This window comes from Pseudomonas mendocina (assembly GCF_003008615.1).
Classification (GTDB): Bacteria; Pseudomonadota; Gammaproteobacteria; order Pseudomonadales; family Pseudomonadaceae; genus Aquipseudomonas; species Aquipseudomonas mendocina_C.
Window position 1 is genome coordinate 249,348 of sequence record NZ_CP027657.1, and the last position, 20,515, is coordinate 269,862.

18 protein-coding genes are annotated in these 20,515 nt (G+C 62.9%); 11 read left to right on the plus strand and 7 right to left on the minus strand.

The features are described 5' to 3' along the window. The first annotated feature begins 8 nt into the window (after positions 1 to 8). Positions 9 to 725 carry a DUF3108 domain-containing protein gene (locus C7A17_RS01260; protein WP_106736300.1) on the plus strand — a complete coding sequence of 239 codons (717 nt, stop codon included), beginning with the start codon at positions 9 to 11 and terminating at the stop codon, positions 723 to 725. Positions 726 to 974: 249 nt separating this feature from the next. On the opposite strand, the gene C7A17_RS01265 is transcribed toward C7A17_RS01260, so the two are convergent. Further along, positions 975 to 2,183 carry an ammonium transporter gene (locus C7A17_RS01265; protein WP_106736301.1) on the minus strand — a complete coding sequence of 403 codons (1,209 nt, stop codon included), beginning with the start codon at positions 2,181 to 2,183 and terminating at the stop codon, positions 975 to 977. A 370-nt stretch (positions 2,184 to 2,553) separates the two neighbouring features. Between C7A17_RS01265 and C7A17_RS01270 the strand changes: the two genes are divergently transcribed. From C7A17_RS01270 to C7A17_RS01300, 7 genes are all read left to right on the plus strand, one after another. Further along, positions 2,554 to 2,871: an ElaB/YgaM/YqjD family protein gene (locus C7A17_RS01270; RefSeq protein ID WP_106736302.1), complete on the plus strand. Its 318-nt coding sequence runs from the start codon at positions 2,554 to 2,556 to the stop codon at positions 2,869 to 2,871. An 8-nt stretch (positions 2,872 to 2,879) separates the two neighbouring features. Beyond that, the gene (locus C7A17_RS01275) at positions 2,880 to 3,239 is read left to right on the plus strand and encodes a phage holin family protein (protein WP_106742668.1); all 360 of its coding nucleotides are present in this window, start codon (positions 2,880 to 2,882) and stop codon (positions 3,237 to 3,239) included. After that, positions 3,236 to 3,538: a P-loop NTPase family protein gene (locus C7A17_RS01280; protein ID WP_106736303.1), complete on the plus strand. Its 303-nt coding sequence runs from the start codon at positions 3,236 to 3,238 to the stop codon at positions 3,536 to 3,538. The genes C7A17_RS01275 and C7A17_RS01280 overlap by 4 nt, the downstream gene beginning before the upstream one ends. 100 nt (positions 3,539 to 3,638) lie before the next feature. Beyond that, positions 3,639 to 4,802 (plus strand): EAL domain-containing protein, encoded by a 1,164-nt coding sequence (locus tag C7A17_RS01285; RefSeq protein ID WP_106736304.1) that lies wholly within the window; start codon positions 3,639 to 3,641, stop codon positions 4,800 to 4,802. Positions 4,803 to 4,874: 72 nt separating this feature from the next. Next, positions 4,875 to 6,206 (plus strand): deoxyguanosinetriphosphate triphosphohydrolase, encoded by a 1,332-nt coding sequence (locus C7A17_RS01290; protein ID WP_106736305.1) that lies wholly within the window; start codon positions 4,875 to 4,877, stop codon positions 6,204 to 6,206. Continuing rightward, the gene (locus tag C7A17_RS01295) at positions 6,203 to 7,267 is read left to right on the plus strand and encodes an FUSC family protein (protein ID WP_106736306.1); all 1,065 of its coding nucleotides are present in this window, start codon (positions 6,203 to 6,205) and stop codon (positions 7,265 to 7,267) included. Before C7A17_RS01290 ends, C7A17_RS01295 begins: the two co-directional genes overlap by 4 nt. A 70-nt stretch (positions 7,268 to 7,337) precedes the next feature. Continuing rightward, a complete protein-coding gene (locus tag C7A17_RS01300) occupies positions 7,338 to 10,289 on the plus strand; it encodes an HD domain-containing phosphohydrolase (RefSeq protein WP_106736307.1) in 2,952 nt (983 codons plus the stop codon). Positions 10,290 to 10,335: 46 nt separating this feature from the next. Here C7A17_RS01300 and C7A17_RS01305 read toward each other — a convergent pair whose 3' ends face one another. Continuing rightward, positions 10,336 to 11,475, minus strand: coding sequence for an acetyltransferase domain-containing protein (locus C7A17_RS01305; protein WP_106736308.1), 1,140 nt, complete (start codon positions 11,473 to 11,475; stop codon positions 10,336 to 10,338). Positions 11,476 to 11,647: 172 nt separating this feature from the next. Between C7A17_RS01305 and C7A17_RS01310 the strand changes: the two genes are divergently transcribed. Continuing rightward, on the plus strand, positions 11,648 to 13,420 hold the full coding sequence (locus C7A17_RS01310; RefSeq protein WP_106736309.1) for a S8/S53 family peptidase: 1,773 nt from the start codon (positions 11,648 to 11,650) through the stop codon (positions 13,418 to 13,420). A gap of 12 nt (positions 13,421 to 13,432) precedes the next feature. Here the strand turns inward: C7A17_RS01310 and C7A17_RS01315 are convergent, their stop codons facing one another. From C7A17_RS01315 to C7A17_RS01325, 3 genes are all read right to left on the minus strand, one after another. Further along, entirely contained in the window at positions 13,433 to 13,963 is a 531-nt protein-coding gene (locus C7A17_RS01315) for a GNAT family N-acetyltransferase (protein ID WP_106736310.1), read from the minus strand. 90 nt (positions 13,964 to 14,053) lie between these two features. Beyond that, the gene (locus tag C7A17_RS01320) at positions 14,054 to 14,623 is read right to left on the minus strand and encodes a DUF1285 domain-containing protein (RefSeq protein WP_106736311.1); all 570 of its coding nucleotides are present in this window, start codon (positions 14,621 to 14,623) and stop codon (positions 14,054 to 14,056) included. An 86-nt stretch (positions 14,624 to 14,709) separates the two neighbouring features. Then, positions 14,710 to 15,312, minus strand: a complete 603-nt coding sequence (locus C7A17_RS01325; protein WP_106736312.1) for a DUF4823 domain-containing protein — start codon at positions 15,310 to 15,312, stop codon at positions 14,710 to 14,712. A 358-nt stretch (positions 15,313 to 15,670) separates the two neighbouring features. On the opposite strand from C7A17_RS01325, the gene C7A17_RS01330 reads away from it, so the two are divergent. Next, the gene (locus tag C7A17_RS01330) at positions 15,671 to 16,597 is read left to right on the plus strand and encodes an alpha/beta hydrolase (RefSeq protein ID WP_158704628.1); all 927 of its coding nucleotides are present in this window, start codon (positions 15,671 to 15,673) and stop codon (positions 16,595 to 16,597) included. A gap of 104 nt (positions 16,598 to 16,701) precedes the next feature. On the opposite strand, the gene C7A17_RS01335 is transcribed toward C7A17_RS01330, so the two are convergent. Beyond that, positions 16,702 to 17,979 carry an MFS transporter gene (locus C7A17_RS01335; RefSeq protein ID WP_106736314.1) on the minus strand — a complete coding sequence of 426 codons (1,278 nt, stop codon included), beginning with the start codon at positions 17,977 to 17,979 and terminating at the stop codon, positions 16,702 to 16,704. Between the two features lie 53 nt (positions 17,980 to 18,032). Beyond that, positions 18,033 to 19,208 carry an acetylornithine deacetylase gene (argE, locus tag C7A17_RS01340; protein ID WP_106736315.1) on the minus strand — a complete coding sequence of 392 codons (1,176 nt, stop codon included), beginning with the start codon at positions 19,206 to 19,208 and terminating at the stop codon, positions 18,033 to 18,035. Between the two features lie 381 nt (positions 19,209 to 19,589). On the opposite strand from argE, the gene C7A17_RS01345 reads away from it, so the two are divergent. Next, a complete protein-coding gene (locus C7A17_RS01345) occupies positions 19,590 to 20,501 on the plus strand; it encodes a LysR family transcriptional regulator (protein WP_106736316.1) in 912 nt (303 codons plus the stop codon). Positions 20,502 to 20,515 lie beyond the last annotated feature (14 nt).

Below are 20,515 nucleotides of genomic sequence, written 5' to 3' on the forward strand. Positions count from 1 at the left end.
GAGACTCTATGCGTCGTGCCCTGCTGCTCGCCCTGACTCTGTTCAGCCTGCCCGCCCTTGCCGATGAACTGCAGCCCTTCTCTGCCAGCTACACCGCTGACTGGAAGCAGTTGCCGGTCAGCGGTAGCGCCGAGCGCAGCCTCAAGCGCGAGGACGACGGCCGCTGGACGCTCAACTTCGAAGCCTCGATGCTCGTCGCCGGCCTCACCGAAGAAAGTACCTTTCGCGTCGACAACCAGGTCTTGCTGCCACTGACCTACCGCCTCAACCGCAGTGGCCTGGGCAAAGGCAAGAAGGTCGAGCAGGACTTCGACTGGGAGCAAAAGCAGGTGATCGGTACGGATCGTGGTGACGCCGTGCGCCTCCCGCTCAACCGTGGCCTGCTGGACAAGTCGACCTACCAGATCGCCCTGCAACAGGACGTCGCTGCCGGCAAGAAGAGCGTCAGCTATCAGGTGGTCGACGGTGACGAGATCGAAACCTATGACTTCCGCGTGCTGGGCGAAGAAGTAGTGCGCACCAAGGCCGGCCTGATCGACGCAATCAAGGTCGAGCGCGTACGCGACCCCACGCAAAGCACCCGCAAGACCGTTCTGTGGTTCGCCAAGGATTGGGGCCACCTGCTGGTTCGCCTGCATCAGGTGGAAACCGACGGCAAGGAATACCAGATCATGCTCAAGGAGGGCACGGTCGACGGCAAGGCGGTGGAAGGTCGTCGCGACTGATCCACAAGCAAACGAAAAACCGGGCCAACGCCCGGTTTTTTATTGCCCGCCGCAAACGTTGACAGACAGCTCAGTTACGTAGGGTGCGCCGTGCGCACCAAAGACATTTCGGTGCGCACAACCTGGGCGGCCACGCGCGCGCCTACAAAGGCCATCCGTGGCAGGTATTACGCCTTATCAGATCGACATCAGGCCAACGCCCGACATTTCATTCGCCATAGACGCTGACAGACAGCGCCCCATGGCTTCTCAGTCCTGGCTTACCGCGCCGATCTTGTGAATCGACAGGTCAGCACCGTTGTACTCCTCCTCCTGGCTCAGACGAATGCCCAGCGAGACCTTGAGCAGGCCATACACCAGAAAACCACCCAACAACGCCACCGCCACGCCCAGCGCGGTACCGATCAACTGACTGGCCAGGCTCACACCGCCCAGACCGCCGAGAGCCTGCATCCCGAAGATACCGCAGGCAATCCCACCCCAGATGCCGCACAAGCCATGTAGCGGCCAGACACCCAGCACATCGTCGATCTTCCACTTCACCTGCGTGGCGGTGAATGCCCAGACGAACAGCGCACCGGCCACGGCGCCGGTCACCAGCGCGCCAATCGGATGCATCAGATCGGAGCCGGCGCAGATCGCCACCAGGCCGGCCAACGGCCCGTTGTGCAGAAAGCCCGGGTCATTACGCCCTACCAGCAGCGCCGCGACGGTTCCGCCGACCATGGCCATCAGCGAGTTGACCGCCACCAGACCGCTGACACCTTCGAGCGTCTGCGCACTCATCACGTTGAAGCCGAACCAGCCGATGATCAGGATCCACGACCCCAACGCCAGAAACGGAATGTTCGACGGCGCCATGGCAACCAGTTTGCCGTCACGATAACGGCCATTGCGACGACCAAGCAGCAACACGGCGCCAAACGCCAGCCAGCCGCCCATGGCATGTACCACCACGGAACCGGCGAAATCATGGAAGCCGGCGCCGAAACGCGCTTCGAGCCAGGCCTGCAAGCCGTAGTTGCCGTTCCAGATCATGCCTTCGAAGAAGGGATAGACGAATGCCACGATCAACGCCGTGGCGCAGAGCTGCGGACCGAACTTGGCACGTTCGGCGATGCCACCAGAGATGATCGCCGGAATCGCCGCGGCAAAGGTCAGCAGGAAGAAGAACTTCACCAGCCCATAACCGTGGTTCTCGGTAAGCACTGCAGCCGGCTCGAGGAAGTTGATGCCGTAGGCGATCCAGTAGCCGATGAAGAAATAGGCCAGGGCCGAGATGGCAAAGTCGGAAAGGATCTTCGACAAGGCATTGACCTGGTTCTTCTGCCGCACCGTACCGACCTCGAGAAAGGCGAAGCCCGCGTGCATAGCCAGTACCATGATCGCACCCAGCAGAATGAACAGGGTATTGGAACCGTGGATCAAAGTGGCCACGGCACTGTTGATGTTTTCCATCTAGGAAGGACACTCCGGCAGTGAAGAAAAAGCACCAAACGAAGGCACATCAATGGCTTTCTGCACCGCAATGCAGCAGACATTTGAAAGATGCCCTCGAACGCACCGGCAGGAGGCTCCAGAATGGCGCATCCAGAAACCGGAAATTTGGTATTTATTTCTTATAAATTAATGAGTTATTCATCATGCGCGCCATCCTGGGCCAACCTCGAAAGGCACCATCACAGAGCACCCAACGAGCGTCACGCACCAGCAAAATGCAAGCGCTGTACCAAACGCCAACACGGTCACTTTCAGACTATTCTTGTGGAACCCTGGCGCTCCAGCGCACTCGTAAGGCATACATACTCAACGCAGAGGATTGCTCACCATGGCACGTAAAGCCGCTACTCCAAGCACCAAGGACGCCCTGCTGGACGAATTCCAGGCTCTGGTCAGCGACACCGAGAAACTCCTCCAGCACTCCGCCAGCCTGGCCGGCGAGCAAGCCGAGGCACTGCGCGACGATATCCGCAGCAGCCTGGGTCGCGCTCGTGAAACCCTGCACAACGCCGAAGCCGGCCTGCGCGAACAGGGCAAGATCGCCGTCGATGCCACCGAGGATTACGTACACAAACATCCTTGGCAGGCGCTGGGTCTTTCGGCCGCCGTTGGCCTGGTGCTCGGCCTGCTGATCAGCCGACGTTGACAACGCCCATCTCCAACGGGCCATCGCCACGGCGCCTGGGAGCAGCCCTGCTGGGCTTGCTCCAAGGCCACGTGGCGCTGCTGGCCCACGAACTCGAAGACCAGCGCAACCAGGCATTGCGGGCCCTGCTTCTGGGCGGGCTGTGCCTGGCTTTCGCCCTGCTCCTGCTGATTGGCCTTTCCGCCCTGCTGCTGATCATCTACTGGGACAGTCATCGCTTGGCGGTAGCTACAGGCCTGTGCCTGTTCTATGGCTTCGGCCTGCTGGGCTGCGGCACTTGGCTGCTACTCAGCCTGCGCAACGCAGCGCCCCCCTTCAGCGCCAGCCTCGAAGAACTGCAACGCGACCGCGAGCAACTACTGCCATGACGACTCCCATCCTGCCCCCCGGTGCCTCACGCCGCGAATTGCGCAAGGCCGTACTGCGCATGCGCCTGGAAATGCACCGCCAGGAGCTTCGCCATGAAGTGCTGCAGATCACTCAACCACTCAAGCAGGTGCGCGACTATGGCCAGCGCCTGCGCCAGGGCAATGCACCATTTCTGCTCACCGGTGGTGCACTGGCTTTGGCTGGGTTGCTCGGCGGCAAGCGAGGCTGGCGGCGCTGGCTACGCCTGGCACTGATCATCGCGCCACTCCTCCGGCGCCGGCAAAGCGGCATCGACTGAGTACGACATTGGTCTAGACCTTGGCTGGCCGCAATCTTGCTAGGTTGAGCTGTCAAACCGCCACGTTGGCGGATCAACCGCTCGCTGCTAAGGATTCCAGGTGCTCGACGGACTGCCGTTTGCCGTCTTCCAACCCTTCATCGACACCGCCACCGGTCGTATCGCGGGTGTCGAGGCGCTGGCTCGACTGCGCGATGGCAATGGCCAGGCTCATTCGGCCGGGCCGCTTTTCGCCGATCCGAAAACCCCACCCGCCGCGCTGCGCCGCCTCGACCGCCAAGTGCGCGAAGATGCCCTGAGCCGTTTCCATCAGGCACCGTCCGACTGGTTCCTCAGCCTCAACATATCACCACGCTGGATCAGCCGCCTGCGCCCGGCGCAGCCTTTGCCCAGCCTGATTCAACTGCAGCGCAGCGGCATCGATCCAGCGCGCATTGTCTTCGAGATCACCGAACTCGGCGGCGCCAGCCAGCGCCTTCCCGACGTGGTGTCGCGCTACCGCGAAGCCGGTGCGCGCATCGCCATCGACGATTTCGGCGCCGGCTACTCGCAGCTCGACCGTGTGTTGGCGCTGCAACCGGACATTCTCAAACTCGACATGCGCCTGTTCCAGGAGGCCGCACGTGGCGGGCCGAGCGGCGAAGTGGTGAAGGCACTGGCGCAGATGGCGGAAAAGACCGGCTGCTGGATCATCGCCGAGGGTGTGGAAACCGAAGCCGAGCTGAACTTCGCCCTGGAGTGCGGTGCCCGCTACGTGCAGGGCTTCCTGTTCGCCAAGCCAGAAGAAGCGCTGTTCGCCAGCGATGCCTTCGTCGGGCGTTTCGCCCGTCTGCGTGACAGTTACGTGCAGCAGAAACTCGCCGAGCGCGCACGCCTGGTCAGCCTGCGCCAACAACTGGCGGAACTGATGAGCGAACTCAGGCTGTGGGCCGAAAGCGGCGCGCCAGCAACCAGCCTGAAAGCTCCGGACAATTACCCCTGGTTGCTGCGCATCTATCAATGCGACCGCCACGGCACCCAGCTCACGCCGAACCTGGAATGGCGCAAGCAGAGCTGGCAGGCCGATGACCGCTACCTCGGGCACAACTGGTCATGGCGCCCTTACTTCTATCAATTGCTTGCAGAAGGTTGGGAAGAACGTCGCCTGACACTGTCCACCACCTACCGCGACGCCACCAGCAACCAATACTGCCTGACCGCCGGCCAGTTCATCGACAACGGCCGCCGCCTGCTGCTGGTCGATATCGACGCCGCGGGCCTTTAGGCAACCCAGGCTTGCAGGCTGCTGCCCGAACACCCAAGCTAGGGGCCTGGATCAACCCGGCGAGGATCGGCCTTGGATTGGCACACCCTGCTCACCCGTGAACGTCTCGGCAAGCCCGCACCCAGCTCGGCAGAACTGGGGCGTAGCCCCTTCCACAAGGATCACGACCGCATCATCTTCTCTGGCGCCTTCCGCCGCCTGGGCCGCAAGACCCAGGTGCACCCGGTGTCGAGCAACGACCACATTCATACCCGCCTGACCCATTCGCTGGAGGTCAGCTGCGTTGGCCGCTCGCTGGCCATGCGCGTCGGTGAGATGCTGCGCGACGACCTGCCGGACTGGTGTACACCGAGCGATCTGGGCATGGTCGTACAGTCGGCCTGTCTGGCCCACGACATCGGCAATCCTCCCTTCGGTCACTCCGGCGAGGACGCCATTCGCCACTGGTTCCAGCAGGCTGCCGGCCGCGGTTGGCTGGACGCTATGAGCGACGCCGAGCGCTCCGACTTTCTCAATTTCGAAGGTAATGCCCAGGGCTTTCGCGTGCTCACGCAACTGGAGTACCACCAGTTCGATGGCGGTACGCGGCTGACCTACGCCACTCTCGGCACCTACCTGAAATACCCCTGGACAGCCCGCCACGCAGAAGCGCTGGGCTACAAAAAACACAAGTTCGGCTGCTACCAGAGCGAACTGCCATTGCTCGAGCAGATCGCCGCCAAGCTGGAACTGCCGCAACTGGAAGCACAGCGTTGGGCGCGTCACCCACTGGTTTACCTGATGGAGGCGGCGGACGACATCTGCTACGGCCTGATCGACCTGGAAGACGGCGTGGAGATGGAGCTGCTCGATTACAGCGAAGTGGAAGCGCTACTGCTCGATCTGGTCGGCGACGACCTGCCGGAAACCTACCGCCAGCTTGGCCCCAAGGATTCGCGTCGGCGCAAACTGGCGATTCTGCGCGGCAAGGCCATCGAGCACCTGACCAATGCCGCCGCTGGCGCCTTCGTCGAGCAGCAGCATGACCTGCTTGCCGGCCGCCTGCAGGGCGATCTGGTCGAGCACATGCATGGCGCAGCGAAACACTGCGTGCAGAGCGCCAAGTCGCTGGCCCGGGAAAAGATCTTCCACGACAAGCGCAAGACCCTGCATGAGATTGGCGCCTACACCACCCTGGAGATCCTGCTCAACGCCTTCTGCGGTGCGGTGCTGGAACAACACGGCGGACGTGCGCCATCGTTCAAGCATCGTCGCATCCTCGACCTGCTCAGCTACTACGCTCCCGAACCGGGCTGGCCGCTGTACCGCTCGTTCATGCGCGTGATCGACTTCATCGCCGGCATGACCGACAGCTACGCTACGGAAATGGCGAGGGAGATGACCGGACGTTCCGTAAACCCATGAAAACGCTGATTCGCAACAGCTTCACCTGGCATGCCGGGCCACCGGCCTGGGGGCCGGCGGTGGTCGCCGGGCTAGGCTGTGCCCTGCCGCTGTTGCTCGGACTGACCACCGCGCACAGCGGTTTTCTCTGGGCCTCGGCAGGCGCTTTCCAGGCCGCACAGGCCAACCCGCTGCACCGCTTCGGCATGCTGCGCATGCTGCTGCTCACCGGTCTCGGCGCCTGCAGCGCCGGCCTCGGTTTCTGGGCTGGCAGCCACCCGCTGATCAGTCTGAGTATCTTCGCTGCCTTCGGCCTGCTGCTGGCCTGGCTGCAACGCTTCGGAAGCGAGGCCGGCAAACTGGGCATCGGCCTGTGTATCTGTCTATGCCTCGGCCAGGGACAGTTCGGCATCGGCAACCTGCACAATCCCTATGCGGTGGCCATGCTATTCATTCTCGGCGGACTCTGGGTGATGCTGCTGGCCTTCGGTCTGCGAGGCCTCCACGGCCTGCGCATGTGGCCGTACATGCCGCGCTTTCTTGCCATCCTCAAGGTACTCAAGCGCCACGCGCAACGCCTGCCACGCCAGCAATGGCGTCTGCATGCCCTGGCATGCATGCTGGCTTTCGCCGCATCGGGGCTGATCGTCAACCTGGCCGGATTGTCACGTGGTTACTGGCTGACCCTGACGGTGATCAGCACCTTGCAACTGGAGTTCCAGGGCAGCCTGGTGCGTGCCCTGCAAGCCAGCCTGGCCAGTCTGGCTGCTGCTGGTTTGCTGATCCTCTTCGGCCACAGCCTGCAAAGCCCACCGATGATGGTGATGACCCTGCTGGTACTGGTGACCCTCAGCCGTGCGTTGCAGGCCAATCACTATGGGCTTTTCGTGCTGCAGACCACGCTGTGCTTCGTACTGCTGGCCGAGAGCCTGGCACATGACTGGCACCTGGCCGAGGTACGTCTGCTCAACGCCCTGATTGGCGTCGCCCTGACCCTGACGGTGGCCTTGCTGGTACATGGGCTGCGCCTGCAGCTGAACAAATCGAGCAAGAACGAGGACGGTTCACAGCAGCCTTTATAGCGTTTCGGCAGATTCGCTCACTCTTCACTATGCTGTTGGAGCCTGCAGCGCCAGCAAGGAGTGACGTGCGATGCCCTACACCGCTGTTCCCCGCGAACGCCGCTTTCCCCTGCACGTCCACATCAGCGTTCTGTTCACCCTGCTCCTGCTGTTTACCGGCGTGGTGCTGGGTCTGTTCAACTATCAGCAGACCAGCCGCCTGATCTTTTCCAGCAGTGAGACGCTGTTCGAACGCATTCAGGTCGACGTGCAGAAGGATCTGGACAGCACCTATCGACCGATCCGTCATCTGCTCAGCCTGCTGGCCCTGAACGCGGCGACCCAGGCCGACAACCTGGAGGATCGCCTGGCCCTGCTGCCTTTGTTCGTCCAGGCGCTGCGCGACAACCCGAAACTGGCGTCGGTCTATCTGGGTTACGAGGATGGTGATTTCTTCATGGTTCGCCCGCTGCGCAGCGACATGCTCAAGCAGCGCTTCGATGCCCCCGACAAAGCGGCCTATCAGGTCTGGTCGATCGACCGCAGCGCCACCGGCACCGCCAGCGACTACCTGTTCTACGACGGCTCGCTGAATCAATTGAGCCGCCGCCAGAAGCTCAGCGAACCCTACGATCCACGCGAGCGCGACTGGTTCAAGCGCGCGCGCAACGATGGCGGACAGATCACCACGGCGCCCTACCTGTTCTTCTCGACGCAGGAAATCGGCACCACCCTGGCCAGGCGCAGCGGCCTGACCACCGTACTCGGCGCCGATCTGACCCTGGACGACCTGTCAGCCACGCTGGCCAGCCATCGCGTCACACCCAACAGTGAAGTGGTGCTGGCCGATGCCGACGGCAATGCCGTGGCCTACATCGACAGCAGCCGCCTGCTCAAGGAGGTTGACGGCAAGGTGTCGCTGGTCAAGGTGCGCGAGCTCAACCCAGCGCTTGGCGAGCTGCTGGCGGGCGACCTGACCGAGCAGGATCAGGGCGTCGTCGAATTGGCCAAGCAGCGCTGGGTCATGGCCCACCGACATATTCAGGAAGGCGGCCCGCAAGGCTTGCACCTGGCATTGCTGGTACCCGAGCAGGAGCTGCTGGCCGAGGCCTACCGCATTCGCTGGCAAGGTGCCCTGATCACCCTGACCACCCTGCTGCTGTGCCTGCCCCTGGGCTGGCTGACCTCGCGCCTGGTGGTCAAACCGCTACGCAGCCTGGTACAGGAAGCACAGGCCATACGCCGCTTCGACTTCGCTCACCCGGCCAGCGGCCGCTCGCCGATTCTGGAGGTCGACCAACTGGCCGTGTCGATGAGCAGCATGAAAGACACGCTGTCGAGCTTCCTCGATATTGCCGCCAGCCTCTCCGCCGAAACCCACTTCGAAACGCTGCTCAAGCGCGTGATGGACGCCACCGTGTCCATCAGCAGCGCCCAGGGCGGTCTGCTCTACCTGCTCGACAGCGACACCGGCCGCCTGGAGCCGCAGGGACTGGTGATCGACGGACAGGCTCGCCCGCTCAGCGAGGCCGACCTCCACGGTATCCGGTATGACGATCCGCAGTTGCCTGAATGGCTACGTAGCCCCGCTACCGGCGGCACCAGCAGCGCCACCTCCATCGGCTTCGATCAGGCCGGAATCTTCCGGCGTCTGTTGGCGATGGTCGACAGCCCGCGCCTGCACCTGATCGCGGCCGGCCTGCACAACCGCCAGGGCGATACAGTGGGCGTTCTGGTGCTGCTGCAACGCGATACCGGCGAGAACAGCGAAAGCATGCTCAGCCCAGAGCGCGTGGCCTTCGTCGATGCTGTGTCCGGCAGCGCCGCGCTGTGCATCGAAAGCCAACGCCTGCTGGCCAGGCAGAAACAGTTGCTCGACGCCTTCATCCAGTTGATCGCCGGCGCCATCGACGCCAAGAGCCCCTACACCGGCGGCCACTGCCAGCGCGTTCCGGAAATCACCCTGATGCTGGCGCGCGCCGCCGCCGACAGCGACGCCCCTGAATTTCGTGACTACAAGCCCAGCGATGAGGAGTGGGAGGCGCTACACATTGCCGCCTGGCTGCACGATTGCGGCAAGGTCACCACCCCCGAGTACGTAGTGGACAAGGCGACCAAGCTGGAAACCCTCTACGACCGCATCCATGAAGTGCGCATGCGCTTCGAGGTGCTCAAGCGCGATGCCTGGATCGCTTACTGGAAAGGCCGCGCCGAAGGTGGCGACGAAACGGTGCTGGCCGCCCTGCGCGAGCAACTGCTGGCGACCCTGGATGACGAGTTCGCCTTCATCGCCCGCATCAACCTCGGCGGTGAAGCCATGGCCGATGCCGACCAGGCGCGCCTTGGGCAGATCGCCGGACGGCGCTGGCTGCGTACCCTCGACAACCGGCTGGGGGTTTCCTGGGAGGAAGGCAAACGCCTGGAACAATCTCCTGCCGCCAGCCTGCCGGTGGAGGAGCCGTTGCTGGCAGACCGCCCCGAACACCTGATCGAGCGGGCGACTCAGGAGTCGATCACGGCGGACAATCGCTGGGGTTTCAAACTGGACGTGCCGCAGTACAAGTTCAACCGTGGCGAACTGCATAACCTGAGCATCGCCCGCGGCACGCTAACGGCCGAAGAGCGCTACATCATCAACCATCACATCGTGCAGACCATCCTGATGCTCGACCGGCTGCCCTTCCCCAAGCACCTGCGCAACGTCTCCGAAATCGCCGGTGGCCATCACGAGAAAATGGACGGCACCGGGTATCCCAAGCGCCTGACCCGCGAGCAGATGAGCCTGCCTGCACGCATGATGGCGATTGCCGATATCTTCGAAGCGCTGACCGCGGTGGATCGCCCCTACAAGAAGGGCAAGACCCTGTCCGAAGCGCTGAACATCATGGTCGGCATGTGCAAGGGCGCGCACATCGATCCGCAATTGTTCGCCCTGTTCCTGCGCAGCGGCATTCATCGGCGCTACGCCGAACGCTTCATGAAGGCCGAGCAGATCGACGAGGTGGACGAACAGGCCCTACTGGAGAAAGCGGGAATCGCGTAGGCGCGAGCGGGGAAACAGGCCCCGCCCAGCGCCTACGGTCTGCCGCTCAGAGGTATTTCAGCCAGCGAATATCCCGGCGGCGCGCCTTGAGCCGGGCAAACCATTGCGTGGGCGGGAACAACAGCACCGCCAACAGCAGCGTGGCGGCCCAGACCCAGGCCATCGAATCGAAGCCGAAATAATGCCCCTGGTTCGCGCCACAGATGGCAAAAGCAGCGATATAGAGCAGCTTCAGCACGTACAGGTGCAGCAGGTAGAAGAACATCGGTGCACTGCCGAACACGGCCAGAACCCTTACCATGCGGCCGTCGTTGTGCCGCTCGAAATACGCCAACAGCAGCAGACCAAGACCCAGTGTCAACGCCAGGAACAGCAGCGACGGCGGGTACTTGGTGATGTTGAACAATGCCATCAGCGTTTGCAGGCTGGTCTCCTCGATCGCCCAGGGCTTCTCGCCATAGCCGTTGACCAGGCGCAGCACCACGAACAGTGCCAGCGCGCCGAAACCAGCAGTGCGTAAATGCTGCAGGCGTTGCTCAGGCGCGCTCGACCAGCGAAACCACGGGCCGATCACATAGCCCAGCGCGATCACACCGATCCACGGCAACACTGGATACGAGGTGCGCAGGCGCAGCGTTTCGGAGAACTCGATCCAGCCACGGTCATGCAGCACCGCCCACGGCACGTGCATTGCCGACTCCAGCGCAAAGTGCAGGCCATCGAGCAGGTTGTGCCCGGCCACCAGCACCAGGCCCAGCACGGCCAGCAGCGCGCGCGGCAGCCACAGCAGCAGAGACAGCGCCAACATGCTCAGGCCAATGGCCCAGATCACTTGCAGGTAGATCACCGTGGGCGGGAACTGGAACGTCCAGGCGAAGTTGACCAGAGTGAGCTCCAGTACCACGAGGAACAGCCCGCGCTTGAACAGAAAGGCACTGGTCGCCGCGCGACTCATCTGCTTCTCGCCATAGAGGAAGGCCGAAAGTCCGGTGAGCAAAATGAATACCGGCGCGCACAGGTGCGCCAGGGTACGACTGAAGAACAACGCAGGTTCCGTAGCCGTTACGTCCATCGGGTCACCCACCTGCTGATGCAGGTAGAAGGTTTCGCGAACGTGATCGAGCAACATGAAAAGGATGACCAAGCCGCGCAGGGCATCGATCGAGAGCAGGCGATTGGAGGACATGAAAGGCTTCGAATTAAGGACGTGAAAAACGTAATAATATAACAATTTATCGACGATGCGGTGTGACCGATGCGCACATTCTCACGCGACCAGCACGGCATATCCCATCTGAACGAAGCGCGGCGGAGAAAGTCGGAAAAAGGCAGAACACTTGCCACGGAGGCTCTGCCCCATGCCGCTCAACCGCCCCCTTCTCTCTGCCCTGATCATGGCCGTGCTGAGCCCTCTTGCCAGCGCGCAGGAACCGCTGCGCATCCAGAGCCTGCAACGCTGCGGCGACCTGCTCGCCACTGAGCGGCAGGACTGGTGCCTGCAGGTACGTGGCCTTGGCGAGAAGCTGCCCACGCTGCGGCTCGGCGGCGATACCCTGCCCGCCTCGGTGGTGAAGCGCAGTGGCGACGGCCTACGCCTGCAGTTGAACAGCGACGAACACCGCAGCGCGCCGCTGTGGCTGGAGGACGGCTCACGCGCCAGCAACCCGGTGTGGCTGTCGCGACATCGCAGCCATGTGCTCGCCGCCGGCCCGGATGAAGTGGCGAAGAACATGGACGACCTGACCACCTACGTCGACCTGGTCAGCCTGCTGATCGAGGAAAGCCACGACGGCCTCGACGAGGCCAAACGCCTGGCGAAGAAATATGACGCCAAGGTGGTCGGCGCCATTCCACCCTTGAACGTCTACCAGTTGCGCCTGCCGGTGAAGAACCTGACCGAGCGCGATGCACTGGTGCTGCGCATTGGCAGCGAAACCAGCGTCGACGCCGTGGTGGTGGAAGAAAGCGCGCCGGAGCGCGGTGAAGAAAGCGAAGCCGCGCGCAAGCCGGCACGCAAACCGGAGAAGAACTCCGAGGAGTGGGCGGCGAATCGTTTCATGGATGCGGTCAACTATTACCAGCGGCGCATACCAGCAGGCGACTCGCCTATCGAAGCCGAGCCGATCCGCGTCGGCGTGATCGAGCGTAATGTCGATTTCGACGCGCCCGACTTCGCCGACTACCTGGGCGCCTGCCCAGACGGCAAACCGCGCACCTGCGTCTATGCGCGCGATGCCGACGAGCCGGACAACCATGGCAGCACCGTTGCCGGTATTCTCGCCGCCCACTGGGACAAGGGTGGCAACACCGGATTCCTGCGCGGGCTGGACAAGGCCAGCCAGGGCTTCGAGGTGATCGTCGAGCGCAACTCGGACGCCGGCATCACCGCCAATATCGCCGCGTCGGTCAATCTGGTGGAGGACGGCGTACGCGTACTCAACTGGAGTTGGGGCATTCACCGGGTCGGCACACGCAATGTCGAAGGCGACGAGATCGACTCGCTGGTGCGCTCCGGCATCGCCATGAGCGGTTACGAAGAACTGCTGGAGGAGTTCTTCCTGTGGTTGCGTGAGGAGCACCCGGACGTGCTGGTGATCAACTCGGCCGGCAACGGTTCGTCCTACTCCGGACGGGACGAATACCGCCTGCCCTCCTCCTTCATCACCGAGCAATTGCTGGTGGTCGGCGGACATCAGCGCAGCAAGGAGAAAGAGGTCGAAATCGACGACCCGACCTATGTGGTCAAACGCGACTCGTCGAATGTCGACATGCGCGTCGACATCACCGCAGCGGCCTGCGCGCGTGCCTCCACTCGCGAGATCGACGCCACCGGCGACGTGCATTGCGGCACCTCCTACGCCACACCGCTGGTGACCGGCGTAGTCGCCGCCATGCTGTCGATCAACCCGCGCCTGCAACCGGAACAAGTGCGCATGTTGCTGCGCCGCAGCGCCATGACCATTGGCGGTGATTACGACTTCGAACCGATGGACGCCGAAGACCTGACCGCGCCCATCCTGCCGTCGGAACGCAACTACAAGATGAGCGACAAGGACGTGGGCCGCTCGGCGCGGCTGGATATGCAGAAAGCGCTGGATCTGGCAGTGCAGAGCCGCGACCGGGTGCGCTGACAGGCAGTCAGGTTACTCGCCGGAGACCCGCTCGTAGAGCTCGACCGGTTCGACCTTGCCCTGACAACCGCACTCGCTGTGGCCCAGCCCCAGGTGGCGGAAACCGGCCTTGAACAGCACCCGGCCAGACTGCGGATTGCGCGCCAGATGGCTGGCGTGCAAGCGGCGCAGGCGCAGCTGGCGGAAGGCGAAATCCACCAGCGCATTGCAGGCTTCGCTGGCGTAACCACGGCTCCAGTACGGCACGCCGATCCAGTAGCCCACCTCGGCTTCACCTCGCCTGATGTCCTTGAGCGCCATGCTGCCGACCAGCCTGCCGCTATCGGACTCGGTGATGATGAAGTGGGCCGCCACGCCACTGGCCCAGTCCTGCGCACAGCGCTTGATCCACTGCTGCGCCAGCTCGGGTGGATAGGGATGAGGAATGCTGCCGGTGACATCGGCAATGCGAAAATCTCCGGCCAAACGCTGCACCTCGGCCGCGTCCTGCGGTTGCGGTGGGCGTAGCGTCAGGCGTTCGGTCTCGATGCGATGCTCATCCATCTGCGTCTCCTGTCAAATCCGTAGGGTGCGTCATACGCACCGGCGCCTCCCCCCAGGCTCACTCGTGGCAGTACTGCTGGGCATGGTCGCTCAGACTGGCACAGGCCCGATGGAATAGAACTGCCCGCCACTCCACACGCCCAACCAGGGTTCTCCGTCGACCTCACGCTCCACCGCCAGTTCCACCAGCTGGTAGAACACGTTGCGATGAATCAATGCTTCGAGGTTACGCCGCACCAGAATGTACGGCGAGGGCTCAAGTGTCGCAGGATCGATCTCCACACGGATCGGATGCTCGGCACCCGCCACGACTTCGTCCTCAACATTGGTGGTGAAACGCAGCACCTGCGCCTCGCCCTCCCCCTCGACCTGCAGAGTCACGGCAACGAAGGGAGCGTCCTCGACCTGGATACCGACCTTCTCCACCGGCGTGATCAGGAAGTAGTCGTCGCCATCGCGGCGGATGATGGTGGAAAACAGTCGCACCATGGGTTTGCGACCGATGGGCGTACCCAGGTAATACCAGGTGCCATCGCGGGCGATACGCATGTCGATATCGCCACAGAAATCGGGGTTCCACAGGTGCACGGGGGGTAGGCCCTTGCCTTCGCCCTTGGGGATCTGCGCCAGCAGGTCGCCGGCCTTGCCTGGATCGCTCATGCTCTCTCCTCGTCCGTTGCCCGACATAACGGGTCAGACCGACGAGGATACCCTACCCTCGCTGGAGCATCAGCCGCAGTACCTAGTCAGTTCGCCACGCCCAGCAGGCTACGCGCGTAGTCACGCAGTGGCGGGCCGATGATGTCCTGCGGCTGTACGTCGTAGAACGTCAGGAATCCGCCGCGACTGCGAATGCGTGCGGTGTCCACCAGATAGCGAGTGTTGGTTTCGATCAACATCAGCTGGATCACCGCACGGTCGGTACCGAGGCGATCCACGGCCTCCTGGTCTTCCCACTCCTCCATGGTGCCGATGCGGTCGTCGCTATAGGCGAAGCGGGCGTACAACAGATAGTGCGCGCCTGCCGCGCGCGCTTCGGTCATTGCCTCGTCCAGGCCGGCCGGCTGGCGCGCACGACGCACCAGCGGAAAGTATTCGACGAAGCCCTTGAAGGCTTCCTCGGCCACCACATTGGGCCGCGGATAGCCGTGCCCCGGCGGCACGAAGTGGCCCTGAGCGATATAGATGAAGGAGTCCTGCTGCAGGCGCCGCGAGGCCATGCGCTCGGTGCGGCCATGGTCGAGAAACCCGGCATCGCGCAGATGGTATTCGGCGCCACTGGCCATGTCGCTGACCTTCATGCAGCCAGCCAGCCCCAGCAGCGCCACCAGTAGAAGCAGGTTACGCATGAATGAATCCTCCTCGTGCCGGTGACGGAAAACCGGCGGGTAAGGAGGGAATGCAGGTTCTGCGCCAGCCTCCCGATCAAGGCTGACTCGCTCGCGGCTATCCCACCTAGCAGGCCGTTCGAATTAACAGAACAAAACAGCGAAGAGCGGACGATTGTTCACCACTCGCCGGCGAAACTAGGATGGAACCCTACCCTCGCTCACCTTCGGATAGCTCCCCCTCATGCGCAGAAATTTCTCACATCACCTGATGAAGTTTGCCGTTCAAGCGCTGGGGGCATTGCCTGCCTCGATTCAGCAGCGGATAGGCGCGGGTCGCCTGGATCTTCCCGGCCACAGGCTTTGTCCGGAGGTGTCGATGTTCCTGCGCCTCATGGGCGACATAGAAGCCGCCAGCCCACAGAACCGTCCCATGGCCCAAGTACGGGCGCAGACCGATCTCGACGCCTGGACGTTCGGCGGCCCGGAGATTGCGCTACACAGCGTCAGCGACTTGCGTATACCGGGCAGGACTGAAGAAATTCCGGCGCGGTATTACCGGGGAACCCCGACATCCAGTGGAATCCTGATCTACTTCCATGGCGGTGCCTGGGTCTCAGGCGGCCTGGACAGCTGCGACTCCATTTGCCGATTCATCGCCAGACACGCCGACATTCGCGTGCTCTCGGTCGACTATCGGCTCGCTCCTGAATATGCCTACCCGGCGGCACTGGACGATGCGCTCACCGCCTATCGATTTGCACTGTCGCTGCCAGGCAGCGAAGCCTGCTTCGTCGCGGTCGGCGGCGACAGTGCCGGCGGTAATATCGCCGCCTCCCTGTGCCAGCGACTGACAAGCTCGCACCTGCCGATGCCGCACTTTCAGTTGCTGTTCTACCCGGTACTCGATGTGCTGAACAAATCCGAGTCGTACCACCTTTTCAGCAGCGGCTATGTACTCAGCGAAGCGCAGATGGATTGGGCCAAGGCGCTGTATGCGCCGCAGGGCAATTACGCCGACCCCGCTCTTTCGCCGCTGCTCGCCACCTCGCTGCAAGGCCTGCCGCCCGCCTATGTCGCGACCGCAGAATTCGATGTGCTACGCGACGAAGGCGAACGCTATGCCACACGGCTCAAGGCCTGTGCTCCAGCCACACAACGACGTCGAGCGCCGGGGTTGATCCACGGTTTCGCCAACATGATGGGCGTCAGCCGCAGCGCACGAGAGGAGATGCGCCTGGCAGTGGAAGCGCTTACAACCGCGCGGGCGAATGGGCGCACGCTCGAAGACGCTAGCGTCGTCTGACGGCATTGAGCATGACAGGACACGAACACTGACAGCCGCCCACGAAAAACGCCGCGATCCTCGAAGAGAGTCGCGGCGTTTCTTTTAGCTATACGAGTACAACCTCACGGCACACTCTTGATCTTGAACACCAGCAAACCGCCAAGTATCCCGACCAGCCCCGAGAACGCGTACAACGCGTGATAGCCGCCCAGTTGGGTGATCAGCAACGCGCAGATGATCGGCGCCAGGATCTGCGGCCCGACGATGGCGATGTTGATCACGCCCAGATCCTTGGCATGGTCGGACGAGCTGGGCAGCACCTGGCTGATCAGCGCCTGATCCACCGCGACATAGGCGCCATAGCCCAACCCCAGCACTGTGGAAGACAGCATTGCCATTGGCCAGCTCTGCCAGAACGCCAGAAGCAGCGACGCGCAGCCCATCACCAGCCCGGCGAGAACCACAATGATCCGACGACGTCCGGTGCGGTCGGAAATGATCGCGCTGACGAAGGCCGATACCACCACCGCCGTCGTGTAGATCAGCACCAGAATCAGCAAGCCGTCCTCGGCGCGTTCACCGGGGAACAGCTTCTCGTACTGCAACCCATCGCGCAGGAAGTAGAGAAAGAACATGGTGCCGGTCGCACTGCTCAGCCCGACCAGAAAGCGCGTCGACCAGGCCCAGGCAAAATCGGGGTGCTTCCTCGGGCTGATCCAGAAGCTTTTCAGCAAGCCGGACAAGCTGAAGGGTGGCAGCGATGCCTTGGTAATCGACTGGTCGCGAGTCGCCAGGATGAAAGGCGTGGAAAACAGCACGAAGCCCACCGCCACCAGCAGGTAACCGCTGGCAATGCCCGAGGTGAATACGGTCGTCAGCATCGCGCCGATCACCACGGCCAGGGACAGCGTTACGCCGTTCCAGGCACTGACGGTCGCACGCTGCTGCAGCGGCACGCGATCCGGCACGGCAGCGGTCACCGAGCACAGCACCGCACTCGTACCCAGTTGCACCACGCCCCACCACAGCAGGACGCCGGGGAGACTGGTCTGCTGACCGAGCATCACCAGCGCCAGCGCGCCCAGCGCGATCCCGGCCAGGTTCCAGGGGTGGCGCCGGCCTAGCCGGAGCGTCGTCCGGTCAGACATGGCGCCGATCAGCGGCTGCGCCAGCAGCGCCACCGCCGAGCCCAACCCCATCACCATACCCAGCGCGGCCTCCTTGCCCAGCGGGACAATCAGCTCCATCTGCTGGGCGAGCAGTACCTGAATGGGGGCGAATACGGACAGCCACCCCCCCAGCAAGGACAGCGCCATGGTGCCGATGAAAATGCCGTTGACCCGGGTTTGCGGCAGCGTATGCGCCGCGCCGGTATCCAGCTCCGACTGCCTGATGTTCATGCTCGACTCCACCTGTTGTGTTTGTTTTCTGGAATGCAGCGGCAGCCCTGGGCCTAGAGGCTCTGGCTGGCGATCAACTGACGCAGGAAGCGCTCGCACTCGGCCAGTTGCTCGAGCGCGACGTATTCGTCGGCCTTGTGGGCCTGGGCGATATGGCCGGGGCCGCAGACGATGGTCGGCACCCCGACCTCCTGGAACAATCCGGCCTCGGTGGCGTAGGAAACCTGGCGCGTGGCGCTGTCCTGACGCAGCCCGGCGATCAGGGCGCAGAGCGCTGCCTTCTCGCCGCTGTCCAGCGCCGGGGCACGGGAAATGGTCTCGAACGAGATCCCCGTTCCCTCGATGCGAGCCTGCATCTCGGGTTGCAGCACCTGCTTCGCGTACTGCTCGATACGCTCAAAAATGGCGTCCGGGTTGATACCTGGCAGGTTGCGAAACTCGAACTGGAATTCGCAGTGCTCGGGAATGGTATTGATGGCGATGCCGCCCTGGATGGTGCCGGTCTGCGCCGTGCTGTAGGGCACATCGAAGCCATTGTCGAAGGGGCCCTCGGCCGCCGACTGACGCGCCAGATCGCTGATGAAGGTGATCAGCCGGGCCGCGTACTCGATGGCATTGATGCCCTGCGGTTGCAGGGACGAATGCGCCGCATGGCCACGCACGCAACAGCGATAGGCGTTGATGCCCTTGTGCGCCACGACGACACCCATGCCGGTCGGCTCGCCCACCACGCAACCCTTGGGTGCCACACCCCGCGCCACCAGATCACGCACCATCGACGGCGCACCGGCGCAGCCTATTTCTTCGTCGTAGGACAGCGCGAAATGCAGCGGCGCCGACAGCTTCGATGCCAGCATCACCGGCAACATTTCCAGCGCCACACCGATGAAGCCCTTCATGTCGCAGGCACCACGGCCATACAACTTGCCGTCACGCACGGCAGGCACGAAGGGATCGGACGTCCAGTTCTGCCCCTTCACCGGCACGACATCGGTATGGCCGGAAAGCACCAGCCCGCCGGTCACGCTGCCGTCATGCGCCGGCACCGTGGCGAACAGGTTGGCCTTACGTCTGTCCTCGTCATAGGTCAGCACACTGTCGATGCCATGGGCCGAGAAATAGCCACGCACCTCCTCGATCAGGTGCAGATTCGACAAGGCACTGGTGGTGTCCAGGCGGATCAGTCGCTCGACCCAGGGGTAGGCAGTGAGGAAGGTTTCGGATGGCATTTGAAGACCCTTAAGCAGGTAAATGCGGCAGGCCCGTCAACACGACGCGGTGTCGAGGACGAGCGCGTCATGGAGTGGTTGTTTTAATTCGCTGGCGTGCCGGGCAACCCGGTGCCTGGCCAAAAGTGGCGTAACAAGACGGCATCGACGCGCTGAAAAACGTACCGACGACAGAACCATAGAAGCCTCTGGACTGGGCATTTCAGCCTCGTTCCTGATGCGCTCGGAAAGGTTCGCTCGCATGATGATCGGCCCAGAAGAGTTGGCGGAATTTGTGTTGTCCGCTTGTGTGGGGCTGATGCTAGGATCGAGAAAGAGTGACTTCAATCAACAGAATTTCGCTTTTTGTTCTCTTAATTCGAACACCGCAGAGGCGATCCGATGTCCAGCTCCCTGAATCTTTCCCGCATCGCGTACTTCTACGAAGCGGCTCGCCTGGGCAGCATCCGTGCAGCCGCCGACCTGCTCAACGTAGCGCCATCAGCCGTCACCCGGCAGGTTCAGTTGCTCGAGGCCGAGCTGGGCACGGCGCTGCTGGAACGCCGCGGTCGCGGCGTCGCCGTGACGGACGCCGGACTGCAGGTGCTGGAGTTCCACCGTGAACAGGAGGCCCACATCGCGGACTTGCAGGCGCGGCTGCAATCGCTGCGCGAAATGCGCTCGGGCCGCGTCAGCGTGGTGCTGGGTGAAGGCTTCATCAACGACATCCTGGCCGGCCCACTCGGCCGATTCTGCCGTGAGCACCCGGGGATCAAGCTGAGCCTGGACTCGGCAGGCACCAACGAGGTGATCCGCAAGGTGCTCGAAGACGAGGCAGAGATCGGCTTGGTCTATAACCCGCCCAGCCACCCCAAGCTGGTTTCACGCTCCGTGCGCAAGCAACCGATGAAGGTCATCTTCGGCGCGGACTCTCCGCTGCGCGGCTCGGAAACGCCGCTCAAGGCCAGGGATCTGCTGAACTACCCGCTGGCCGTCACCTACCCCACCCATGGCGTGCGCCAGTTGCTGGATGTACTGGAATTCGCCGAGAAGGTGCGCTTCGATCCGGTGATGACCACCAACTCCATCGCCACCCTGAAACAGTTCGCCAAATCGGGATTGGGCATCGCCTTTCTTCCCGCGTTCGCCATCGATAGCGAGTTGAAATCCGGCGAGATTTTCTGCCGCGATATCGACCATCCGCTGTTCCTGGAAGCCGAGGCTCACCTGATCACGCGTGCCGGCCGACGTCTGTCCATGGCCTCCAGCCGGATGCTTCAGGTACTTACGAGCCAGATGCAAGCCTTCCGATAAGCCACCACCCGGTG